Below are 21,726 nucleotides of genomic sequence, written 5' to 3' on the forward strand. Positions count from 1 at the left end.
GCAAGCTAAAGCTTGCCCTTTTTGTTGTGTCTTTATCACTCTGCGACCACGGCATCGATCGCCGCAGGTAAGCGGATCTCAATTCGAGTCAGTAACTTAGCATCATCCACCACGAGATTGGTCTCGCCCTGTTGCGCCCGAGCAAATAAGCGCGCCGCATAGGTGCCAATGCCTACCCCTTCAGCCTTGCCTTGCGTGACATATTTTTCCCAAAACTGCTCACGGATATCGGCGGGCACGGCGCCCGTGTTTTCGATAGCGATCAGAACATCACCTTCGTGGCGCGATAGCGAAATTGCCACCTTAGTCTTGGCTCTTGCTGCCTCGAAGGCATTTTTAATCAGGTTGAATAACATAGGGTGACACAATTTAGGATCGCCCATCACATCGAAGCTACTGCAGGGATCTTCATCCGGAGACAAGTAAGCCACTAATTGTTTGCTGTGAAAGTTGACCTGCGCCGCCTGTAGCAACTGCTTTAGCATCTCATGCACCGAAAACCACTCGGCATCCAAGGCATATTGCCCCGCCTCGATACGCAGAATATCCGAAGTTAAATTCACGGTATTTATCGACTGTAGTGCCAACTCATCGACTAAATTGATCTTGGGCAGCCACTCCTTAGGGAAGCTTTTATCCTGCGCGAGTTTTTGCGCCAAGGCGCTTATCGTTGCCAGCGGATTTTTAAGATCGTGGCTTATGATGCTATCGGCATTGTCTTTAAGTTGTGCCAGACGCAACAGCTCGTCGCACTCTTGCTGTAATGCCCGTTGACGCTGCACTTGCGCCAGCACATTCGACAGTTTGAGCTTTAAGATCTCCGGCTGCACGGGCTTAGTGAGATAGTCGATTGCGCCGCCTCTTAGCCCCTGCAGATGATGCTCAACTTCACCGAGGGCACTGACAAAGATCACCGGGATCTCGGCCGATCGCGGCTCAGTTCTTAAGGCTTGCAACACTTGATGCCCGTCCATTTCGGGCATCATCACATCTAACAACACCACATCGGGCGGTGTCGCCGACTGGCAAATTTTTAGCGCCGCCTTACCGTCCTTGGCAAACAGCACTTTATAATCGTCGTTTAACAGCCCCGCCATAAAGGCCAGATTATCCGGCATATCATCGACCACCAGCACCACATTCAAGGCGGGCGCGGTTTCCGTTGCCGCCGTCGCGTCTATTTTGGCCGCCATCGCTGAAGATGGCGCAACTTGAGTGCGCTTATGGCGACGCGTAAGTGCCTGTAACACTCTGGCCTGCAAGGTCTTAGAGTTAAAGGGTTTGGCGATAATATCCGACACCCCATACTTCATCGCCACTTCCACTAAACTGCGATGGGCGTTGGCCGTCACTAGAATAATGGGCAAATCTTGCCATTTATCCTGCTGACGCAGGCTCTCGAGTAACTCTTGCCCATGGCCGTCCGGCATACTCCAATCCAATAACAGGAGATCGATATGCATTCGCTGCAACATATCCAAGGCTTGGCGACCACAGTCGGCCTGTAACACTTGACCGAATCCGAGTTGGCGCAGCTGCTCGGCCATAATTTTACGCAGGGCATCCATATCCTCGACTATCAAGCACTGCATTTGAGTTAACTGCATGTCGCCGCCCTCGCCTGTTGCGCCTGTTTAAGGGTTTGTAGTCGCACTATTGCCTGTTCAAAATCAAACAGTTCAACGTCCATTTTTAACTGTTTGAGCAGGCCAGACTCCCCCTGTAACTGCGGCGCATGGGTCAGCTTATTCACCCACTCCAAGGCATTGGTGTTGTATTCCAGCAGGCTTTGCTCTAACTGCGGCCACATGGCCGCGAGCGCTTCATCGCTGAACGAGGCTTCCGGCTTGATGCTATTGTTCTGCTGATGCCAGATCTCTAAGCCACTGACTAAACACTGTAACTCGGTTTGTAACGCCAATAACTGCTCATGCAGCTCCACCGTAAAACTCCGCTTCGCAGTCAGGCATTGCAGCTCGAGTTCACCAGCCTGGCGGCTGATCTCCATCGCCCCGACGTTGGCGGCAACGCCCTTTAAGGTGTGCAAACTTAAGCGCAGCTCATCGGCGTTTTCCTCCTGCCAGGCGCGCTGTTGTTGCCCCAATAAGGTCTTACTGGTGTTAATAAATAAGCCCAACAGATGGCTATAGAGTGATTCGTTGTGATCACAGTGCGACAAACCATTTTGAATACTTAATCCCTCGAGCTGCGGTAAATCCTGCGCATGGGTCGAGCGTTTCAATACTAAGGGCACTGATTTTCGCTGTTTTGGCGTGATCCAGCGCGCCATCACAGTGTAGAGATCCTTCACATGCACAGGCTTAGTGATCTGATCATTCATCCCCACCGCCAGCGCTTTTTCAATATCGCCGGACATGGCATTGGCCGTCATAGCCAAAATCGGTAAGTTGGCAAATTGGTGCAATTCACGGATGCGACGCGTCGCCTCGTAACCATCGAGTATGGGCATCTGGCAATCCATTAATACGCAATCGAAGTACTGCTGCTCAACCCTCTCAATGGCCTCAAGCCCATGATTTGCCACAGTGACATTGATGCCCGCCTGGCGTAATAGCTCCACCGCCAGCTCTTGATTGAGCTGGTTATCCTCCACTAACAACACCTCTGCGCCCGCCAGTTGAGTCTTAAGGGCATGCAGCGAATGATCCTGCTGTACTTGTCTGCCATCCTCGCTTTGATGTCCCAGCAGGGATAACAGCGCATTGCCTATGGCAATCGGGGTAAGCGGTTTAGTCTGCGAGATGACTCTGTCATTATTTTCAATGAGTTGTCTAAGAGAATCCTGATCGCTTAGCTGGCCAATCAGTAACATTCGCGATGCTTGGTTAACCGCCAACGCTTCCAACAATTCAGGCACAAATGCACTGTAATCGCAGATCAGCAATTGCCTTGTGGGCGACTGTTTAAGCTGGGCGATCACTGTGTCCACATCGGCACTCTCGACCTGCATATTTGCCGAAACACCATGTATGGTCAGCAGTTTATCTAACCTAGGGTGCAAACCGATAAGCTTAGCGGTTTCTCCCGCTAAGGGATCAAACAAAGCATTAGGATCATAAGTATCGGCACAATCGAGAGTGAGTCTGACATAAAAACGACTGCCGACGCCTAATTCGCTCTCACACCAGACCTCGCCGCCCATCAGATGAGCGAGGCGCTTACAGATAGCTAAACCTAAGCCTGTGCCGCCATATTCCCGGGAAGTAGAGGCATCCACCTGCTCGAAGGAGCCAAAAAGAACCCCTTGTTTTTGCTCCGGAATACCAATGCCAAAATCTTCCACACAGAAGGTCAGCTCAACCTGCTCACCATGCACTTTACTCTCGCAGCTCAATACCACATTACTGTCGTTATGGGAGAATTTAACCGCATTATTGCAGTGGTTGATCAGGATCTGCCCCAAGCGCAGGCCATCCCCATGGTAGTAGCGGGGCAATTCGGGCGGCAGATCGAAGATAAACGCCATGTTTTTCTCTTCGACCTTATAACTCACCACATTGGCCAAGTTAGACAGCACATCATCGAGATCGAATACAGTGCATTCGATATCCATCTTCTCGGCCTCGATTTTGGAAAAATCCAAAATATCGTTGAGAATACCCAGCAGCGAGCCCGCCGCCTGATGTACTTTGCCCACATAATCCCGCTGTTTACTGCTTAATTCTGTCTGCAACACCAAATACGACATCCCTAGGATCGCATTCATTGGCGTGCGGATCTCATGGGACATATTCGCTAAAAAGTCAGACTTAGCACGGTTTGCCGCTTCAGCGGCGTCCTTAGCGATGGCCAGCTCATCCTGAATCGACTTAGTGTCGGTAATATCCAAGGCCCAACAGAGGTTAGCATTCTGGCCATCCTGCACTGTGTGGTATGCAGTTAACAACACATCACGGCGTTGCCCTTTGCAATCAAATAGTTGAGTTTCAAAGACGGTACTGTCTTGGCTTAAATCCAATTCACTTATATGGCAACGGTAATCATCGGGCTGCGCAAAAATCGGGTAAACGGATTGGCCCACTTGTAGCCCCGTCATCTCGGTAATTTGCTCGTTCACATAGCGGCAGACGCCTTCGATGCAGATCCAAACGCCAATCGGGCTTCTACCTAACACGTGTTTGAGCAGATCCCGCTCACGTTCGAGCAAGGCATTCATCAGCTTTCGTTCCGACAGATCGTGATAGGTGCCCAATACAAACAGGGAGCCATTGAGCTCGATGCGCTTAAGCGTGACCTCGACATTGACGATTTCCGCCATTGAGGTCACAAAATCGGCTTCGAATCGCAACTGCCCCTGGTCCAGCACAGTCTGTAGACGTTGCTCGAACAGGGTCTCGCTGTGGGTTTCGCCCAGTTGTGGTGGATAATAAACTAGGGTACGCCGACCAATAAGCTGATGTTTGTGCTGATATTTAAGTAGTGATAACAGGGCTGAGTTACATTCAATAATCACCCCTTGCCTATCGGTAATCACACAGGCATCGACCGCCGAGTCGAATAAGGCTTGGAACTTATTCATACTCAGGCTGAGCTGCTCCTCGGTGTGGATCCGCTGTGCGATATCTTTATTTAACCTTCTGTTTCGCAAGCTAAACATCAGCAGAACAAGCACGACGGCCACGGCAATTCGCACCGCCCAGTCAAATACTTGCTGCTTCTTGAGCCCCAGTTCATATTGCACGTTTACCCAGCGGTGCTGAATTTCACGTACTTTATCCTGAGGGATTTGAGCCAGAGCCTTATTTAAAATGCTCTGTAGCTCAGGCCAATCCTTACGCACCCCCATAGAGATACCAAAGCGGTAATCACTGGCGGACACAATTTGCAGTCGATTAAACTGTGGCGATTGCAATAAGTAAGCTGTACTCGGGAAATTCACAAAGGCAGCATCGACTTGGTGTTGCTTCACCGCCATTAACGCTTGCTCAAGATTTTCAAAGGGGATAAGGACGATTTCAGGATAATCTTCAAGCAGTTGCGTTTGTGTCACATCGCCCGAAACCACACTGACTGACTTGCCCTTAAGCTGCTCTAAACTGCTGGGATGTTCTCCATCGACATGGGTGACTATCACAGGCGGATATTGATTGATGGCATCGGTAAATAACATCCATTGTTCACGGCCAGCATTGGCCGAGGCCAGCGATAACATATCCACATCGTGCCGCTTAAATTCATCGATGGCTTGCTGCCAAGAACCTTCGTTATAGGTCTGGAAGATCAGCGGTACGACGCGGCTGATCTCGGCGAGATAATCCGCCATCATGCCACGGTGGATGCCGTTTTCATCAATAAAATCAATGGGAGCGGAATGAGGATCAATCCCAACCTTGACGATAGGATTGTTGTTGATAAAGGCCCTTTCCTCCACGCTTAGCTGAGTCATAAAGCGGTGAACATCCATATTAGGGATCAAGCTGCCTAAGCGAAAATCCACCAAAAACAGATTCGTATTTAGCGCAAGAGACACCCGAGAAAAGTCAGGTTGCAGTGAGTCAAAATCGAGTAACTCATAGTAATCGTTATAGTTATTGGGGCTGATGATCAAAGGCAATACCTGAAACTCGAAGCCCTTAGCGCGAGTATCCACCCCATTTAAATAATCAAATAACAGCACAAGGCCAAAGGCGCCTTGAAATTCCACCCCGCCGACACCCGCGGCGACAGTGCCCTTTTGGATCCCTTGTGCCAATTGATGATTCCAACTTAGCGAACCAATATGGGGCATAGGGCGCGAAGTATCGGCTTCGGCCTCATGGGTCACCGCCATGGCCATAGTGGTGTTCATTGCAATCACGGTATTAATATTTGGATCTTGCTGTATCGCCTTAAGGTAAGCGGCACGCGCCGCCGAGGCGCTCCAATCGGTATTAACGACCTTGAATTTGGCATTGGCAAATTGCTTGCTCACGGCATTTTTGAGTTCAGCGGTACGCTTTTGCACATCGAGATTGTCTTTACTTCCCGCGAGTAGTAACAGGTTCATCTGCTCGGAGCTGGCTTCCTCCTCAAACATTTTTTCGAGCAGGTTTTGCCCCAGATTGCTGCTATTCATCGTCACCTTACCAACCCAGTTAGGATTTTGGGTTCTTAAGGCCAATGAGCTTTGGGCAAATTCGGAGTTAATGGTCACGACGGGGATATTGTTGCGTTTGGCCTCCACTAAGAGGTCCTGCCCCATACCCAAGATTGGGACAAAAATAATCCCAGCAACGGCGTTATCTATCGCCTCACGCCCCAGAGCGAGTAAGGTTTCCGGCGTGCCATCGCCGTAGACGATGTCGAGCTGGATATTAAGATCCATGGCGGCAATCTTGGCAAACTTAGCGACTTGATTCCAAAAGGGTCTATCCGCCTCCAAAATCATACTCACCCTATGGCTATGGGCGAGTTTTTGCGCCGGCGTCAGTTGGGATAAAGCCTGACGATGCTCTTGCAGTGACATCTCATTGGCCACAACCGTATTCGGCCATAAGCACAGTAAAGACGCCGACAGGCTCAAGAGACAGGCAAAATACCCCAGCGAGGAGATAACGCGCACGCTAGGTTTTACGCTTTGACGCTGGCCGCCAATGGCCGTAAAGATGTGTCGAATGGCCTTATCTAAACGACCCGAAAGAATGCCAAAAACGGCCATAACTTTTCCTCTTAGGTTAAGTTTCTTACCGTCCCGCTGGTATGAATGGTGTACTTAAGAATGAGAACAGACGAAATGCGAACAGCTAAAACACTGTGGATTCAATTGAACCCGAGGTAATGGATGGAACAGGCTTGGCCATTTGATCCATGAGGCCAATGGCACCTTAGCTCATAAAACAGGCAGTAATTGTAGAAAAAACCACTCACACTAAAAAGCATTAATCCCTAAAAGTGTGAACAAAACAGACCAAAAGATACAACATGATACATTTTTTTGGGTTATTATCTGGCCAGAACAAGATTTAACCAGCTGTTAAATCCGCTATCTTATTTTCCGTCAAGCTTATAGCTACCGCCATCATATAACCTAAACGATGAAAACATAGCCATCATAATTTTATGATTATTTTCATATTGTTATAAAACATTTTCATGGAATTAAGCAGCACTACCCGCCTATTTTGGCACTGGCATTAACGGGGACGAATTGGGGTTTTCTCAGTCTCGCCACCGGATTAATACGGGAAACAAACCGACTCAGTAGAGGCGAAACCATGACTTCACTTGTCACTAAACCCATATTATTAGTGGTGGATGATACACCCGATAATATCCAGATTATTCACGGGATCTTGTCAGATCAATACACGATCCGCGCCGCGATCTCAGGTGAAAAGGCGCTTAAACTGGCCAGCACCCATCCCCTCCCAGAGCTTATCTTACTCGATGTGATGATGCCTGAGATGGATGGCTTCGAGACCTGTCGTAGGCTTAAGCGAGACCCCATCACCAGCAAGATCCCTGTGATCTTTGTGACTGCCAAAACCGATACCATAGACGAGCAAACAGGCTTTGAACTCGGCGCAGTGGACTATATTTCCAAACCCATTAGCCCTGCGGTACTCAAGGTACGCACTCAAACCCATTTAGCCTTGAGTAATCAGGCGCGGCAGCTCGAAGCCCTAGTACAGCAACGGACGCAAGAGTTGGAATTGACTCGCCATAAAATTATCCAAAAACTGGGACTGGCGGCGGAGTATCGCGATAACGAAACAGGCCTACATATTACTAGGATGAGCCACTACGGCCGCATTTTGGCTCAATATGTGTGTGATTCCCAAGCTTGGTGTGAGATGTATTTTACCGCGCTCCCGATGCACGATATTGGCAAAATCGGCATCCCAGATTCGATTCTGTCTAAGCCGGGAAAATTAACCGATGATGAGCGACGCCAAATGCAGCAACACGCCTCCTTTGGCGCGCAGATCCTCGGTTATGACGATGATCCGCTGTTATCCCTCGCCAAGGAGATCGCACTCTATCATCACGAACGTTGGGACGGAACAGGTTATCCCCACAGGCTCGCTGGCGAGCAAATTCCATTAAGTGCCCGCATTGCCGCCATCGCCGATGTCTTCGATGCACTCACCTCAGACCGTCCCTATAAAGTGGCGTGGAGTATACAAAAGGCATTTGATTATATTGAAGAAAATGCTGGCACTCAGTTTGATCCTAAACTCACTCGCGCCTTTATCGAGTGCAAAGCGCAGGTACTAGAAGTACAGCAACGCTTCGCAGAACCCAAAACAACCAGTGTTGTCGCTTGAATGCCTGACTAAAGTGGGAGCAAGAGGTAGACTCATAGTCATAGGGGCTAGAGATGGGGCTAATAGATGAATCCAGCAAAAGTAGTGCGCAACGAGGTAAAGCGATTAACGGATTTACCCAATATTGGTAAGGCCTGCGCAGCAGATTTACGATTACTCGGCATCGAGAGCCCAGAACAACTGTTAGGGCAAGATCCCTACGAAATGTACTCACGTATCAATAGATTAACTGGGAAAATCCACGATCCCTGCATGCTGGATGTGTTTATATCTGTCACCCGCTTTATGGCGGGTGACGATCCTAAACCTTGGTGGTTTTATACCGAGGAACGTAAACAAGCGCTCACTCAGCTCTAGCTAGACTGACCTTGCTCCCTTGGGGATTCAAGGGGTTCGGTTACCAGCGTATTATCAGGCTCATCCCTTAACCACTCGCGCCAGATAGCAATCAGCAACGCCATCAATACCGGGCCGACAAACAGGCCAACAAACCCCATGGTTTTCACCCCGCCAATCAGTCCGAAGAAGGTCGGCAGGAAAGGTAATTTGATTGGCCCGCCAACCAGATTAGGTCTTAGGGTTTTATCAACAATAAACAGCTCGATACTGCCCCAGAGGAATAAGCCCACTCCCGCCGTCATATCGCCGGTGCCGACTAAATACAGTGAGATCAAAGTGAACATGGTTGGCGCGCCGCCGGGCACTAAGGCCATAAACGCAGTCAACACTCCAAAGGCCACGGCCGAAGGCACACCGGCAATCCAGTAAGCAATCCCCAACACTATTCCCTCGCCGATGGCGATAAGCGTCATGCCGATAACGGTTGAACTCACAGTCGCAGGCACCACGCGGGAGAACCGATGCCAGCGGGCGGGAAGAATGCGCTCACCGACAATATCCAGCTGTTTAGCCACCGATTCGCCATCTTTATATAAGAAAAACAAGGTGATCAGCATAAACAGCAGGGTTAACAACAGACCCAAGGTATTCCAGCCCAATTGCAGTACCCAGCGGGAAATACCACTCAGATTCTGACCGCTAATGGCACTGACTATCTTGCCCAGTTCATGGGGTTCACCGATAAACTGCTGCCATTGCAGGGTAAGCCACTCGCCAATCCAAGGTAAATCCTTAATCCACAGCGGCACGGGAGCGCCATGCTGGTTGGCATACACCAGCCACTCAACCCAGGCTCGAATCTCTTGTAATGCATAGGAAAATACAAAAATCAGCGGCGTGATAAGCCCAACAATAATCAAGACCAACGCGATTGTGGCAGACAACGCCGAGCGACCACCGCATTTAGCCATTAATTTTTGGTACAACGGCCAACTGGAGAAGCAGACGATCAGGGCGGCCAAGGCAGGAACTAAAAAATCGATAAAAAAGAAAACGCCAGCACACAGCAATAAAATCAATAGGGTACGACCCACCGCAGCATTACTGATAATCTGTGCCATCCACATACTCCCACAATAGAATCCAACAACAAGGTGGAAAACTCGGCAGAGTGCCAAGCAACAACCAGCCTTTGGGCGTTCCCCATTCTGTGAGCCAGTTTATTGCGCAGTGCTTTCCATGGGCAACGACATTTAACTAAAGCGTGAGTAGTGTATCAGTGCTGCTTGCATCCCCAAAGGCCTTCGAATGTCTCGAAGGCCAAATGGCTGAAAATCCCTATGGCGCGGCCTTGAGCCTAGCGACAATTTTCTCTGGCTGGCTAAAATCGGTAATACGCTCAATGACTTTACCGTCTTTCACCCAAAGCAATGTCGGGATATTGCGGATACTAAAATGATTAAATAGCACGCCTAATTCATCGATACTGAAATCGACGCGTGAAGGATAGAGCTGTTTAAAATCGGCGAGGGCTTTATCGTCGGTCCACAGATGATTCACCACCCCATGCCAGGCTTTGTTCGGCAGCTGTTGCGCTAGCTTGTCTAAATCTTTCTGGGCGGCAACACAGGCCTTAGACATTTCAGGACGGCTCTCTGCCAAATACCAATCACACCAAGTGGCGGTAAAAAACAGTAGATGCTCACCTTGCTCCCAAGGTTTCAGCAACTTAGCCGCTTGTTCAGGGCTTGGCGCATCAGTGGTTTGTGCGCTGAGCTCTTGGCCATTGGCCAACATATCGATAAATTTATCGAGGTTCGCATCCGACTCATGGCTAGTGTAAACCACCTCGCCTGCGCGATTGATTAACACGCTATAGGGCGTCCCGACCAAGCCTAAAGCCACACCCAATTCGCCCTCGTTATCCAGCCAGACAGGCATGGTCAGACCGAAACGGGAGATCACTTCGGCAATCTTAGGTTGTTCTTCGTTGATATTGATATTCAGGGCGAGGATATTGACCTTGTCCTGATACTTTTTCTGCAATTCCTCAAAATGCGGCATCTGCTCCATGCAGGGCTGACACCAGGTAGCCCAAAACTTAAGGTAAATCGGTTTATCGCCAGCGATGTTTTTTAAGGAGGTTTGCTGTTGATCTGGATAGGTTTTTAGCACTATATCTTGATAGCTTTTATCGGCAGCAAAAGTAGAAAAACTGATAAGGGCGAGACAGGTAACTATGATTCGACGTAACAACATTAGCGTTATCCTTTCAGGTAGAGATCGCTCGCAACCACAGGGGTTGGTCGTGATATTCAGCCAGTGACATAAGCAATTACTGAAAACAAATACCGAGTGAAACAGAGCGGCATTGAAAGACTGAGCCGCCCGGCCGCCAGTATAAATGAATAGGCTTATATTTTAGCCATGTAAAATATAAGCCTATTTAAGCAGAATCGACTCACTGATTGCACTGAGATAGCGAACTTATATTCTTCTCGCTACGACGCCTTATCTAACACAACGCTTGAGGTTAAGGTATCGGCTAACGCTTGAGGATCCTCGACGACTAAGTTCACTACAGTCAATGACTCAGGTAATTGCCCCATAGCGCCGTAATAAACTTGAGGCTGCTTAAATATCAGCTGCGCATTCGCCTCACCACGACCTAGGGTTAATATTTCAGGCGCGTCACTAGGCGTAGTGTCATCCTGCGACACCTGACAGTTAAAGAGTCCTAATTTCAGTTCACTAATCTGCGTGAAATCAACGGCCATAAAGCCCCACATACCGTTATTAATGATGAGCTTATCTACCCTTTGGTAGAGCGAGTAATAACGACTGATCCGATAATTCGCCGCCGTTAATAAGATGGAATACAAAAGCAAGCCCGAAACAAATAGTGCCGCTATATGGCTTATCCCATCGAGTAAACTGTAGCTCACCGCAGAAGCAGCCATTAACCCCACGATGACAACTAAGGCATGCCAAAGCTTAGCGCTGAGCAAGTTGAGTGAGCCAATGGCCTCTGGGTGACGACGGGAAAAGTAGGGAATGGCGTAATACCAACTGGCGGGCTCAGTGGCGAGGATCAAACCCAATGTTAGCCTCTTCTCATCGGGTATGGGCGGCAAGTCCGACTCTGACGGCTTGTTGGGATTAATTGACTCTCTTTTTACCGTTTCAGCACTAGGCTCTGGCTGCGCCATTGCAGCAAACTGCTCAACGATAGTTAATCTTGGATCCCCCAATGCCTTTCTCGCCTGCCATAACCCCTTAATAATGCTCACCATCAAGTACAGCTCGATAAGGAGTAACACCGCAATAATGGGGTAACGTAGCCAAGCGATAAACTCGAAATACTCAGCCACTTCATGCGGATAGCTAAGCCTCGCCATCAGGCTACTCAAACTTAACACAACCAACATCTTCCAGGGCTTTTGCGCACCTATTTTGATAATCCAATACCAATAAAGCACTGGCAACAACACAAAATAGAGCGCCGTTACTACGGCTAAGGATAAGGATAAGGCTTCACGCGTGTTTGTAAGCTGCTCAGGCAGCAAATGAAAGCCTAGGACATATACCGCAATCATCAGCACCAGAAAGGCAATGCGGTATTTAACTTGGCGTCTAAGTCGGATTTTTAGCATTTAACATCCCTATCAACGAGCATATTCAACTTAGGGATGTGACTCGATAACCCTCATCCCCATGATAATGAACACCAAACTCCTCAATTGGCTTAGTGGTGATATGGGGAGCGACGGCCATGGAGACAAGGTTGAATTAAAAATAATCAGCCAGATAATGACCCCATCAAGCCTAAAGCTAACTGCCGCGTCAGCTCGGCTGCGGGAATGCTTTGGCAACCACTGGCATTTTGTCCACACCATAGCGGGCTAAAATCTCCAAATCCTTGTCGCTCCGCCGCCGCTCTTAAGCCTGCAACCGCCGAGGATGCCAAGGGGAAATCTGGCACAGCCTCATTTATCGGCCCCATCTCGGCCATAAAACGATTCACTATGCCGCGGGCGGGTCGACCAGAAAATAAATTCGTCAGCGCCGTATGCTGTGCAGCGTCGCTTTGCAGCGCCTCACGATGAATGCTGCTGGTATTGCACTCGGGGCAGAGTAAATAGGCCGTCCCCACCTGCACCGCCGAAGCCCCCATTGCCATGGCGGCACGTACTGTGGTGGCATCGACAATGCCACCTGCGGCAATCACCGGAATATCCACAGCCGCAATCACCTGCGGTAATAAACTAAAGGTCCCCTGCTGCTCGGTTAAATCCTCGGATAAAAAGTGCCCTCTATGCCCACCCGCCTCCAAGCCTTGGGCAATAATCGCATCGGCGCCACGAGCCTCGAGCCAGAGCGCCTCCTCGACTGTGGTCGCCGTAGAGATAACTTTTGAGCCCCAGGATTTGATTTCCAGCAGCAACTCTTCATCGGGTAGCCCAAAATGAAAACTCACCACCTCGGGCTTAAATTTGGCTAACACCTCAGCCTGCGCCTTGCTGTAGGGTGTGCGCTGGGCACCAGCAGGCTGCGCATTTGGGTCGAGATTAAATTCCGCAAAATAGGGTGCTAACTGTTCGAGCCAAGCCGCTTGCTTGGCCGCTTGCGGTAAAGGCTCGCTATGGCAAAAGAAATTCACATTGATAGGTTTAGTGGTGTTGGCTCGGATTTCGGTTAACTCAGCTTCTAGTGCCTCGAGGGATAACATAGCGCAGGGCAAGGAGCCCAATCCGCCCGCCTGCGATACTTCAATCGCCAGTGCACTGCCCTGCACGCCCGCCATCGGCGCTTGAATAATCGGAAACTGGATCCCAAACAATAGTGTTAGTCGGCACGGCATACTTCACCTCCATTGAATAAATCCTGTAGCGACTCGTGCTTGTTTTGCTTACAGCTAATGCGGCGATAAGCGACCGAGCCGAGTGCGAGTTGTTACAATCTACCAGAAAAATGCATCCCAATTACAGCATTTAGCCAAGCAGCAAAACTTGGCAGTGTTAAGCAGATGATAAAATGTCATCATTTAATGGATATTTCAGCCTAATTAAAAACAAAAATAATATCGTCAAAATTGAAATTACATTTGTATCAAGATAAAAAACACTTACCGACTATTTATAAAAAATCCCGTGATATTCGCCGCATTAGCTAATTAAAAAACTATTTCAGCATATTTAAATCACTTATGATCCGGCCCCATTTTTTGGAGGCTATATGTTATTAAAAACCCGTCTATTTTCGACAAGAATAATCAACCAACTTATTATCTGTTTACTACTGATGTTTACCACGTCAGTTGCCTATGCAAAAAATGATGATAAGGACGATGAGATCACCTTAGGCCGCACCCTATTACTCGGAATTGGTGACCACCCAGCAATCATCCCACTTATCATCTGTCGCCAAGCCAAACACATTAGAATCAAAGCAGAAAGAGATGTGAGCATAGATCGTGTTGTCGTCACCTATGGGGATGATAAAACTCGCACCGTCCGCTTTGATACTGAGCTAGGTAAGGATGAGCACAGCGAATGGAAATCCCTCGGTGCCCGTCGCTGTGTTAAAAAGATTGAAGTGTATGGTAATTCCGACCGCAGTAAAGCGGGTATTAAAGTATTAGGTCGTAAGTAAGACTTACCTATTTAATTATTCCATCTTTATTCAATATTGGAATTGAGCAATATATCAATGAATTTTCGTGCAATATTATTGTTATTACTCGGTATAAATTTGACCGCATGTGTGACTTTTCCAACCGAGGAGTCGGCACAGGTCAAAATATTATGGGAAAACTCTGTCGCCATCGAAAACTGTACCTATAAAGGCACAGTCATTGGCTCACAGGGACATTTCTATGACTATTGGCTTCACAGTGATAGGGATATGGTGTGGGGCACTCTCAACGAGCTGCGCATCAAAGGCCATGCACTCGGCGCCGATACGGTTTATCTCTATCAACCGCTTAAGTTTTTAGGCTCAGTGACCATGATGGGCAATGCTTACCAATGTGCTGAGACTCATGCTTCTGAGGCCCAAGCTTCTGAGGATAAAGCCTCTGAAGCTCTAGATTCGACAAGTTTGCCGTCGAAGATAAAGACCGCATCGAGTCAATAAGTTGAGTGTTGAGCAGTTTTTTTATGAGTTTTGAGCGGCTATCAGGCGACATGCCTGATAGCACTCATACAAACGGAGAGGAAAACTTAAAACAGGTAATCGGCGCCTAAGCTGACAAACAATGCCAATCCCGCCCAGTTATTGTTGAGGAAGGCTTTAAAGCAAGGTGCTCTTTCGCGGCCAAAAATCAGCATTTGCTGGTAAGTGCTAAAGCCAACGAAGGTGAGTAATCCCAAACCATAAACCAAGCCACGGTCAGCGCTCCAACCGGCGGCGATAAAACACAGCAGCGCGGCAAGTTGAAATAATCCAATGATTTGGCGGTCGTATTTACCAAACAGAATGGCAGTCGATTTGATACCGACCTTTAAATCATCATCCCTATCGACCATGGCGTACATGGTGTCGTAGGCCACAGTCCAAAACCAATTGGCGGCAAATAACCACCAGGCTTCGATGGGCACTTCACCGGTTTGCGCCGCATAGGCCATGGGAATCGACCAACTCCACACCACGCCCAAAAACATCTGCGGCATGTTCGTTACCCGCTTAGTAAAGGGGTAGATAATGGTGAGGATAATGCCGACAACAGAGAGCTTAACCACTAAACCGTTGAGTAATAAGACTAAACCAAAGGCGGCTAGACCTAAGATCACAAACAGCAATAGCGCTTCTTTGGTACTGATTTCGCCACTGGCGAGGGGACGGGATTTAGTGCGTTCTACGTGGGAGTCGAGGTCACGGTCGGCATAGTCGTTAATAATGCAGCCACAGGCGCGCATGATCACCACACCGATAATAAAGATAATCAACACTTTAATATCGGGCATTCCACCCGCAGCTAACACCAGCGCCATTAAACAGGGCCAGAGCAATAACAAAGTGCCGATAGGACGGTCGAGTCGAGTCAGGCGGGAATACACGTCCCACTTCTGCTTTAGATTCATTAACTAGCTACTCCCAAACCTAATTTTTTATCTCGGTTGCTAGGCTAAGCATCATATACCCTAGCCACCTTTTAAGCGAATTTGTGCAGACTCGAGCTGTCACAAAATCATGACATTGGCGTCAATCAACGCGCCTCTAAACGCGCGTAGGCGACCACCAGCCACTTACTGCCAAAATCACTAAAATTCACCTGCACTCGCGCCTGCGCGCCACTGCCCTCAAAGTTAGTCACTTTGCCGTCACCAAATTTTGGATGATGCACCCTTTGGCCGACGCTAAAGCCAGTATCGTTGGCGACCGCCGACTTTTGCGCACTGAAGCGATTATTCGCCATCGGCGTTGACACCTGCGCCTTTAAGCGAATTTCGTCCACATATTGCGGCGGAATTTCCTTAATAAAACGCGATGGACGGGCATAATCTTCACGGCCATAAATACGGCGGGATTCGGCATAGGTGATATAGAGTTTTTCCATCGCACGGGTCATGCCCACGTAACAAAGGCGGCGTTCCTCATCGAGTCTGTCGCCCTCTTCGAGCGCCATTTTACTCGGGAAAATCCCCTCCTCGACGCCCGCCATAAACACCATAGTAAACTCAAGCCCCTTGGCCGAGTGCAGTGTCATTAACTGTACGGCATCGGTAAAGGCATCGGCCTGACCTTCGCCCGCCTCTAAAGCAGCGTGGGATAGGAAGGCGTTAAGCTCGCCCATATCCTCAAGCTCCTCTGGCATTTCGAAGGTGCGCGCCGCGGTAACGAGTTCCTCTAAGTTTTCGATACGGGCGTGGGCCTTTTCGCCTTTCTCCGCCTCGTACATGGCCTTAAGTCCAGAGGCTTGGATCACTGTGTCCGTCATCCGGTACAGCGCCATATCCTGAGTTTCTTCCTGCAGGGTGACGATAAGATCCATAAAACCACGCACCGCCGAGGCGGCGCGGCCAGCGAGCACCTTTTCATCCAGCAAACGTAAACAGGCCTGCCACAGGGTGAGTTCCTGCTGACGGGCGGTCGAACGCAGAATATCTAAGGTGCGATCGCCAATGCCACGGGGCGGTGTATTGACCACGCGCTCGAAGGCGGCATCGTCATTTTTATTGCTGATAAGACGCATATAACCCATAGCATCTTTAATCTCTTGGCGTTCGAAGAAGCGCAGGCCACCGTAAATACGATAGGCTAAACCTTTGTGTAATAAGGCTTCTTCGAGCACACGCGACTGAGCGTTTGAGCGATATAAAATCGCGCAGTCACTTAAATTGCCGCCTTTTTCGTACCAATCATTGATACGGCCGACAATAAAGCGCGCCTCGTCCATTTCGTTAAAGGCGCAGTAGAGGGAAATCGGCTCACCATCGGCTTCGTCGGTCCACAACTCTTTACCTAAACGCTCGGGGTTATTGGCGATAAGGGCGTTCGACGCCTTCAAAATATTGCCCTTGGAGCGATAATTTTGCTCGAGGCGAATCGTAGTCGCCGTCGGAAAATCCCGCAGGAAGCGGTGCAGGTTTTCAACCTGAGCGCCGCGCCAACCGTAAATGGATTGGTCGTCGTCACCCACTATCATCACGTTGGCCGTTTGGCCGGCCAACACACGGATCCACGCATATTGAATAGCGTTGGTATCCTGGAACTCGTCCACCAGAATATGCTTAAAACGCTCCTGATAATGCGCCAGTAAATGCGGTTTATTGAGCCATAACTCGTGGGCACGCAGCAGGATTTCGGCAAAGTCGACTAAACCTGCGCGGTCGCAAGACTCTTGATAAACCTGATAAATCTTCAGCAGGTTTTGCTCAATCGGAAAGCCACCCGCATCGATATGCTTGGGCCGTAATCCTTGGTCTTTCTTGCCATTGATATAGGCCTGCGCCTGACGGGGAGGATATTGTTTTTCATCCAGATTCAAACTTTTAAGGATGCGTTTCAGCAAGCGCACCTGATCGTCCGAATCGAGAATTTGGAAGCTTTGCGGTAGTCCCGCATCTTGGAAGTGAGTGCGTAACAGACGATGCGCTAACCCGTGGAAGGTACCAATCCACATCCGCCCCATATTGGTGCCAGCGACCTTCTCCACCCGCTCACGCATCTCGGCTGCGGCTTTATTGGTAAACGTCACGGCTAAAATTGAGTAAGGGCTCTGCTGTTCGACCTGCATTAACCACGCGATACGGTGGGTTAATACTCGCGTTTTGCCACTGCCTGCGCCCGCAAGCACTAACATGCTGGATTGCGGTGCCGCGACAGCCTCGCGCTGTTTATCATTCAGGCCGTCTAGTAAAGAAGATACGTCCATTCTCGCCTCCAAAAAATCGAGGGGGCAGTATAACAGAAGAAGCGCCCAAGGCATGCCACGAGTTTGAGCTCAATCACAGACAATTCATTTGACTCGAGGGCCAAGTTTGGCTTGAATTGATTGATACAATTTATTAACAACTAAAGTATGACTCGATGCCAAGGGACCTGAATGCATTATTGTTTTAACGCTTTTGTGTTGGATACCCAGAACCGAACCTTGTTCTGCAACAACCAAAGGCTCCACTGTGACGAGCGCGTTATCCTGTTACTCGCAAAGCTAATCGACGCCTATCCCGCCCATTGCGATCAGGCCTGCTTGCTCGAACATATTTGGCCCAATACTGTGGTGAGTAGTTGGTCCGTCGCAAGATTAATCTCTGATACCCGCAAATTATTCGAGGCAGCGGGCCTCAAGGTGCCCATAATTCAAACCTTGCATGGCCGAGGGTATCGGCTCTCCCCCGATATCGCCGCCATTATTCGCTCCGATGCCGTCGCTAACAGTTTTGCCGCTCAAGACCACTCACTCGCAATAACAGATAACGCCACCAGCGCAGCCAACTCGAATACACTTCAACCCGCGCAAAAAAAGCCCTATTTCACCCTGCCGGGATTAGTCTTGATTGGTATCTTGTCGAGCGCTGTGCTTGCCCTGCTCTATCACAATCAAGCCGAACGCAACGGCCAATTAGTGTTGGCCGAGCCGCAAAACGTAAAAGCACGCATATTGTGGGTCGATGATCACCCGGAAAATAATCAGGCCGAGCGCCAGTTTTTAGAGCAAAAAAAGATTGGGGTTTACACCACCAAAACCAGCAGCGATGCACTCACACTGCTGAGTTTGTATAGCTACGATGCCATTATTACCGACATGGGCCGGGGCACGGATCCCCTCGCCGGTCTGAAACTGATGCAGGCAATCCGCGAGCGTGGCATCAGCACGCCCATTTACCTCTACACCATCATGCCCTCCGAGGCACTAAGGCAAAAAGCCCGGGAACATGGCGCGCAGGACATCGCCGTCGAAGCCGAAGACTTATATCAACACTTGATGCCACTCATCCGTTATGCCGACGAAGGCGTGGAGTAAAGCCACGCTCAACCTCAGCAAATTTTACTTCAATCTATTGATATTATTCATTTTCAAAAACATTCAATAAGTTTCAAAGACAAAATCCCTCCCGAGGATTTATATCTTGTTCAGGGTTCAGCACCTGAACCCTTCTGCCGATCGCTATCGCCCGTGCCCCAATGATGACTAACGACCATCCCGCTATGTGGGATAGCGAGTTGTTGCTGATATTTGCTCAGTAGCCTAAAAGGAATTTACATAATGAAGCCAATCTATCGACTTACGGTCCCCATTCTCTTAGGTCTCACGCTCGGCGCCTGTGGCGGCAGTGATGATGACGATGAAGATCCTAGCCCCATTGAATCCCAGCAGTTTGCCATTAAAGGGACAGTAAAAGGGCTGACCAACACCCTAAAACTCACCCTACAAACCAATGGCCAGACAGTAGAAACACTTTCGGTTCAAAGTGATGGCACAGATAAGGCCTTTGCATTTTCGAATATGCAGAATGAAGGCGTTAGCTTTGCCATTACCGTTAATACGCAGCCAACGGCACAAACCTGTACAGTCACCAATGGCAGCGGCACCTTAAGCCAAAGCAATGCCGAAACCGCCCTCGTCAGCTGTGAAACCAATGCTAATGCCGAATTAACCGGGATCTTTAGGGACAGCCCAGTAGCCGGGATCCATTATCAAACCGACAGCCAAACCGATGGCACCACCAGCGATATTGGTGAGTTTCAATACTTACAGGGGGAACAAGTCACCTTTTCGGTCGGCGCGATTCAGTTTCCCAGCACAGCTGCCAGCGCACTCGTCACTCCCACCGAAATTGCAGCGGGCAATGAGGTCACAAAGGTAAATATCCTGCAATTGCTGCAAACCCTAGATCAGGATTGCGATGTTGAAAATGGCATTCAGATCAAAAGCTCACACCATGATCTGCTCGCCAATACCGTACTGGATATCAGCAGTACCGATTTTGATTCCCAACTCAACACCGCCTTTGCCAGCCTCGGCTCGGGCTTGAGTCTTATCGGTGAGGCCCAGGCCCTCAGCCATTTTGATAATTCGAATCGTAATCTGCTGCTGGGTAGCTGGCTGCTGTCGGAGGGAGCAGGCCAAAGCAATATTCTGACCTTTATCGACCATAGCCGTTACCTATTGATCCACGAAAGTTCTGGCGATGGTGGCCAAGCAGCGGCCTCGGTCGAATACGGCAATTACACTTGGGACAGTGTGACAGGCAGCTTCAGTGTCAGCCTTATCGGTCAATCTGACGGCTCCGGCGGCCTGTACGATGGCAGCAGTGTCGTCAATAAGGCAGAGGTCAGTTTAACCACCCTCAAGCTGACCCTCACGGATAATGGCGCCAGCAATATCACGCTCACTCGTATCGAAGATGCTAGCGATGCGTTAATCGGCACTTGGCATGTGTACGATCCCGAAACCGAGAACGACAGCTTTGTGACTTTCCTGCCCAATCAAGCCTATGCCATTGTGCATACCGCCAACTCCGACAGCTATGAGGGACAATCCCCCCAAGCACAATCGGGAGAATTTGGTCATTACGTCAAAGATGCCAGTGGCTATAAGTTTACCGCCAGTGTCGAGTCCGACGGCCCTAATGGTCTCTATGATGCCCAGTCAGCCGACGCCCATCAGTTTTCATCCATCAGCACCAGCCAATGGGGCGAGATGATGGCGACTGAAAATGGCTCAGACGGCGGTACTTTCACCTTAGATAAGGTCGGCAGTTTTGTGACTGAGTTGGTCGATAAGCCTTCATCCGCCGCAGGTACCAGCCTTGGACGCATCACCTCGGTACGGGATATCGAAGGCTTTAGCTACGACGCCACCGTCAATCGCCTGCTGCAATTCGACTTAACCTTTGCCACGGACACACAAAACCGCTGCACCACTGAGTTCGCCAATGGCCAATGCGGCGCACGTTACAACATGCTGGTGCAGAATGTGTCCGAGAATGATATGGGGGATGTGATTGGTGAAATCAGCCTAAACGAAGTCACCAGCAATGCCCAAGTGAACAGTGATTTTTATATGACGACCGCTGGCACACTGCACTTTGCCTTTAGTGGCAGTCAGACGATGACCATCAGCCCCTTGTTAGGCAAATCTTGCCAAGGCAATCAACGCGCCTTAGTGAGCTTAACCGATACCAGCAATAACCAATCGCTTTGGTTAGTCGAGTTAACCCCTGCCGCCCTATAGCTAACGCTATCTTCCCTTTGTCGGGCTATGTTCTTCCGTAGTCCGGCATTTTTTATTCTAAAAACCATGAAGTCTAGCGAAGACCGCAATTGCCTATCGAACCACTAGAAATCAGGCTATATGGGCTGATTTAATTTTTTAAGCGCCAGAACCCTGAATGATTTCAAGCCTAATTAATTTCAAAGCAAGATTCTTCATCACTTCCAATAAAGATTAAGCACTGTCATTCCAGTGACACGCAGCAAGCACATCCCTGTGTGCTCGACCGTGACATCCCTGTCACGGACGGTCACTTCCATGACAGTGCTTAATCTAATTAACTTTTGCGTATCTCTGCGAGCCCCCAAAACAATTAAACCAGATAAATATCAATCAATTAGATTTTAAATCGTATAAAAACACTGCGAATTTAACGAGACCTCCAATATTAAATGATGC

Annotated in this window: 14 protein-coding genes; 6 read left to right on the forward strand and 8 right to left on the reverse strand. The window is 49.2% G+C overall.

Annotation, left to right across the window (positions count from 1 at the left end; all coding sequences use genetic code 11):
• Window positions 1–35: 35 nt before the first annotated feature.
• Together B5P39_RS13495 and B5P39_RS13500 are read right to left on the reverse strand one after the other, a co-directional pair.
• Window positions 36–1,607: a response regulator gene (locus B5P39_RS13495; RefSeq protein ID WP_088211865.1), complete on the reverse strand. Its 1,572-nt coding sequence runs from the start codon at window positions 1,605–1,607 to the stop codon at window positions 36–38.
• The gene (locus B5P39_RS13500) at window positions 1,598–6,658 is read right to left on the reverse strand and encodes a response regulator (RefSeq protein WP_088211866.1); all 5,061 of its coding nucleotides are present in this window, start codon (window positions 6,656–6,658) and stop codon (window positions 1,598–1,600) included. Before B5P39_RS13500 ends, B5P39_RS13495 begins: the two co-directional genes overlap by 10 nt.
• 556 nt (window positions 6,659–7,214) lie before the next feature.
• Between B5P39_RS13500 and B5P39_RS13505 the strand changes: the two genes are divergently transcribed.
• Complete coding sequence (locus tag B5P39_RS13505) at window positions 7,215–8,267, forward strand: HD-GYP domain-containing protein (protein WP_088211867.1); 1,053 nt, start codon at window positions 7,215–7,217, stop codon at window positions 8,265–8,267.
• A gap of 66 nt (window positions 8,268–8,333) precedes the next feature.
• On the forward strand, window positions 8,334–8,624 hold the full coding sequence (locus tag B5P39_RS13510) for a helix-hairpin-helix domain-containing protein (protein ID WP_088211868.1): 291 nt from the start codon (window positions 8,334–8,336) through the stop codon (window positions 8,622–8,624).
• Here B5P39_RS13510 and B5P39_RS13515 read toward each other — a convergent pair.
• The 4 genes from B5P39_RS13515 to B5P39_RS13530 form a co-directional block, all read right to left on the reverse strand.
• Window positions 8,621–9,727 (reverse strand): AI-2E family transporter, encoded by a 1,107-nt coding sequence (locus B5P39_RS13515; protein ID WP_088211869.1) that lies wholly within the window; start codon window positions 9,725–9,727, stop codon window positions 8,621–8,623. The two genes, B5P39_RS13510 and B5P39_RS13515, sit on opposite strands and share 4 nt — an antisense overlap.
• 217 nt (window positions 9,728–9,944) lie before the next feature.
• The gene (locus B5P39_RS13520) at window positions 9,945–10,865 is read right to left on the reverse strand and encodes a TlpA family protein disulfide reductase (protein WP_088211870.1); all 921 of its coding nucleotides are present in this window, start codon (window positions 10,863–10,865) and stop codon (window positions 9,945–9,947) included.
• A gap of 242 nt (window positions 10,866–11,107) precedes the next feature.
• On the reverse strand, window positions 11,108–12,259 hold the full coding sequence (locus B5P39_RS13525; protein WP_088211871.1) for a hypothetical protein: 1,152 nt from the start codon (window positions 12,257–12,259) through the stop codon (window positions 11,108–11,110).
• Window positions 12,260–12,405: 146 nt separating this feature from the next.
• A complete protein-coding gene (locus tag B5P39_RS13530; protein WP_088211872.1) occupies window positions 12,406–13,467 on the reverse strand; it encodes an NAD(P)H-dependent flavin oxidoreductase in 1,062 nt (353 codons plus the stop codon).
• A 374-nt stretch (window positions 13,468–13,841) separates the two neighbouring features.
• Between B5P39_RS13530 and B5P39_RS13535 the strand changes: the two genes are divergently transcribed.
• Complete coding sequence (locus tag B5P39_RS13535) at window positions 13,842–14,258, forward strand: DUF2541 family protein (protein ID WP_088211873.1); 417 nt, start codon at window positions 13,842–13,844, stop codon at window positions 14,256–14,258.
• A gap of 111 nt (window positions 14,259–14,369) precedes the next feature.
• Window positions 14,370–14,741, forward strand: a complete 372-nt coding sequence (locus B5P39_RS13540) for a DUF4156 domain-containing protein (RefSeq protein ID WP_254915788.1) — start codon at window positions 14,370–14,372, stop codon at window positions 14,739–14,741.
• A gap of 86 nt (window positions 14,742–14,827) precedes the next feature.
• Here B5P39_RS13540 and ubiA read toward each other — a convergent pair whose 3' ends face one another.
• Window positions 14,828–15,688: a 4-hydroxybenzoate octaprenyltransferase gene (gene ubiA / locus B5P39_RS13545; protein WP_088211875.1), complete on the reverse strand. Its 861-nt coding sequence runs from the start codon at window positions 15,686–15,688 to the stop codon at window positions 14,828–14,830.
• Window positions 15,689–15,813: 125 nt separating this feature from the next.
• Complete coding sequence (gene uvrD, locus B5P39_RS13550; protein ID WP_011715677.1) at window positions 15,814–17,982, reverse strand: DNA helicase II; 2,169 nt, start codon at window positions 17,980–17,982, stop codon at window positions 15,814–15,816.
• A 171-nt stretch (window positions 17,983–18,153) separates the two neighbouring features.
• Here uvrD and B5P39_RS13555 point away from each other — a divergent pair, with 171 nt between their 5' ends.
• Together B5P39_RS13555 and B5P39_RS13560 are read left to right on the forward strand one after the other, a co-directional pair.
• Complete coding sequence (locus tag B5P39_RS13555) at window positions 18,154–19,074, forward strand: response regulator (protein ID WP_088211876.1); 921 nt, start codon at window positions 18,154–18,156, stop codon at window positions 19,072–19,074.
• A gap of 243 nt (window positions 19,075–19,317) precedes the next feature.
• A complete protein-coding gene (locus tag B5P39_RS13560; protein ID WP_088211877.1) occupies window positions 19,318–21,288 on the forward strand; it encodes a hypothetical protein in 1,971 nt (656 codons plus the stop codon).
• Window positions 21,289–21,726: the final 438 nt, after the last annotated feature.

Source organism: Shewanella sp. Shew256 (assembly GCF_002196695.1).
Classification (GTDB): domain Bacteria; phylum Pseudomonadota; class Gammaproteobacteria; order Enterobacterales; family Shewanellaceae; genus Shewanella; species Shewanella mangrovisoli.

What these genes read in the sequence shown, in the direction of transcription:
- B5P39_RS13520 (WP_088211870.1), bottom strand. Translation starts at nt 10,865, where the DNA reads ATGTTGTTACGTCGAATCATAGTTACCTGTCTCGCCCTTATCAGTTTT.
- B5P39_RS13560 (WP_088211877.1), top strand. Translation starts at nt 19,318, where the DNA reads ATGAAGCCAATCTATCGACTTACGGTCCCCATTCTCTTAGGTCTCACG.
- B5P39_RS13515 (WP_088211869.1), bottom strand. Translation starts at nt 9,727, where the DNA reads ATGGCACAGATTATCAGTAATGCTGCGGTGGGTCGTACCCTATTGATT.
- ubiA (WP_088211875.1), bottom strand. Translation starts at nt 15,688, where the DNA reads ATGAATCTAAAGCAGAAGTGGGACGTGTATTCCCGCCTGACTCGACTC.
- B5P39_RS13510 (WP_088211868.1), top strand. Translation starts at nt 8,334, where the DNA reads ATGAATCCAGCAAAAGTAGTGCGCAACGAGGTAAAGCGATTAACGGAT.
- B5P39_RS13530 (WP_088211872.1), bottom strand. Translation starts at nt 13,467, where the DNA reads ATGCCGTGCCGACTAACACTATTGTTTGGGATCCAGTTTCCGATTATT.
- uvrD (WP_011715677.1), bottom strand. Translation starts at nt 17,982, where the DNA reads ATGGACGTATCTTCTTTACTAGACGGCCTGAATGATAAACAGCGCGAG.
- B5P39_RS13500 (WP_088211866.1), bottom strand. Translation starts at nt 6,658, where the DNA reads ATGGCCGTTTTTGGCATTCTTTCGGGTCGTTTAGATAAGGCCATTCGA.
- B5P39_RS13495 (WP_088211865.1), bottom strand. Translation starts at nt 1,607, where the DNA reads ATGCAGTTAACTCAAATGCAGTGCTTGATAGTCGAGGATATGGATGCC.
- B5P39_RS13525 (WP_088211871.1), bottom strand. Translation starts at nt 12,259, where the DNA reads ATGCTAAAAATCCGACTTAGACGCCAAGTTAAATACCGCATTGCCTTT.
- B5P39_RS13555 (WP_088211876.1), top strand. Translation starts at nt 18,154, where the DNA reads ATGCATTATTGTTTTAACGCTTTTGTGTTGGATACCCAGAACCGAACC.
- B5P39_RS13535 (WP_088211873.1), top strand. Translation starts at nt 13,842, where the DNA reads ATGTTATTAAAAACCCGTCTATTTTCGACAAGAATAATCAACCAACTT.
- B5P39_RS13505 (WP_088211867.1), top strand. Translation starts at nt 7,215, where the DNA reads ATGACTTCACTTGTCACTAAACCCATATTATTAGTGGTGGATGATACA.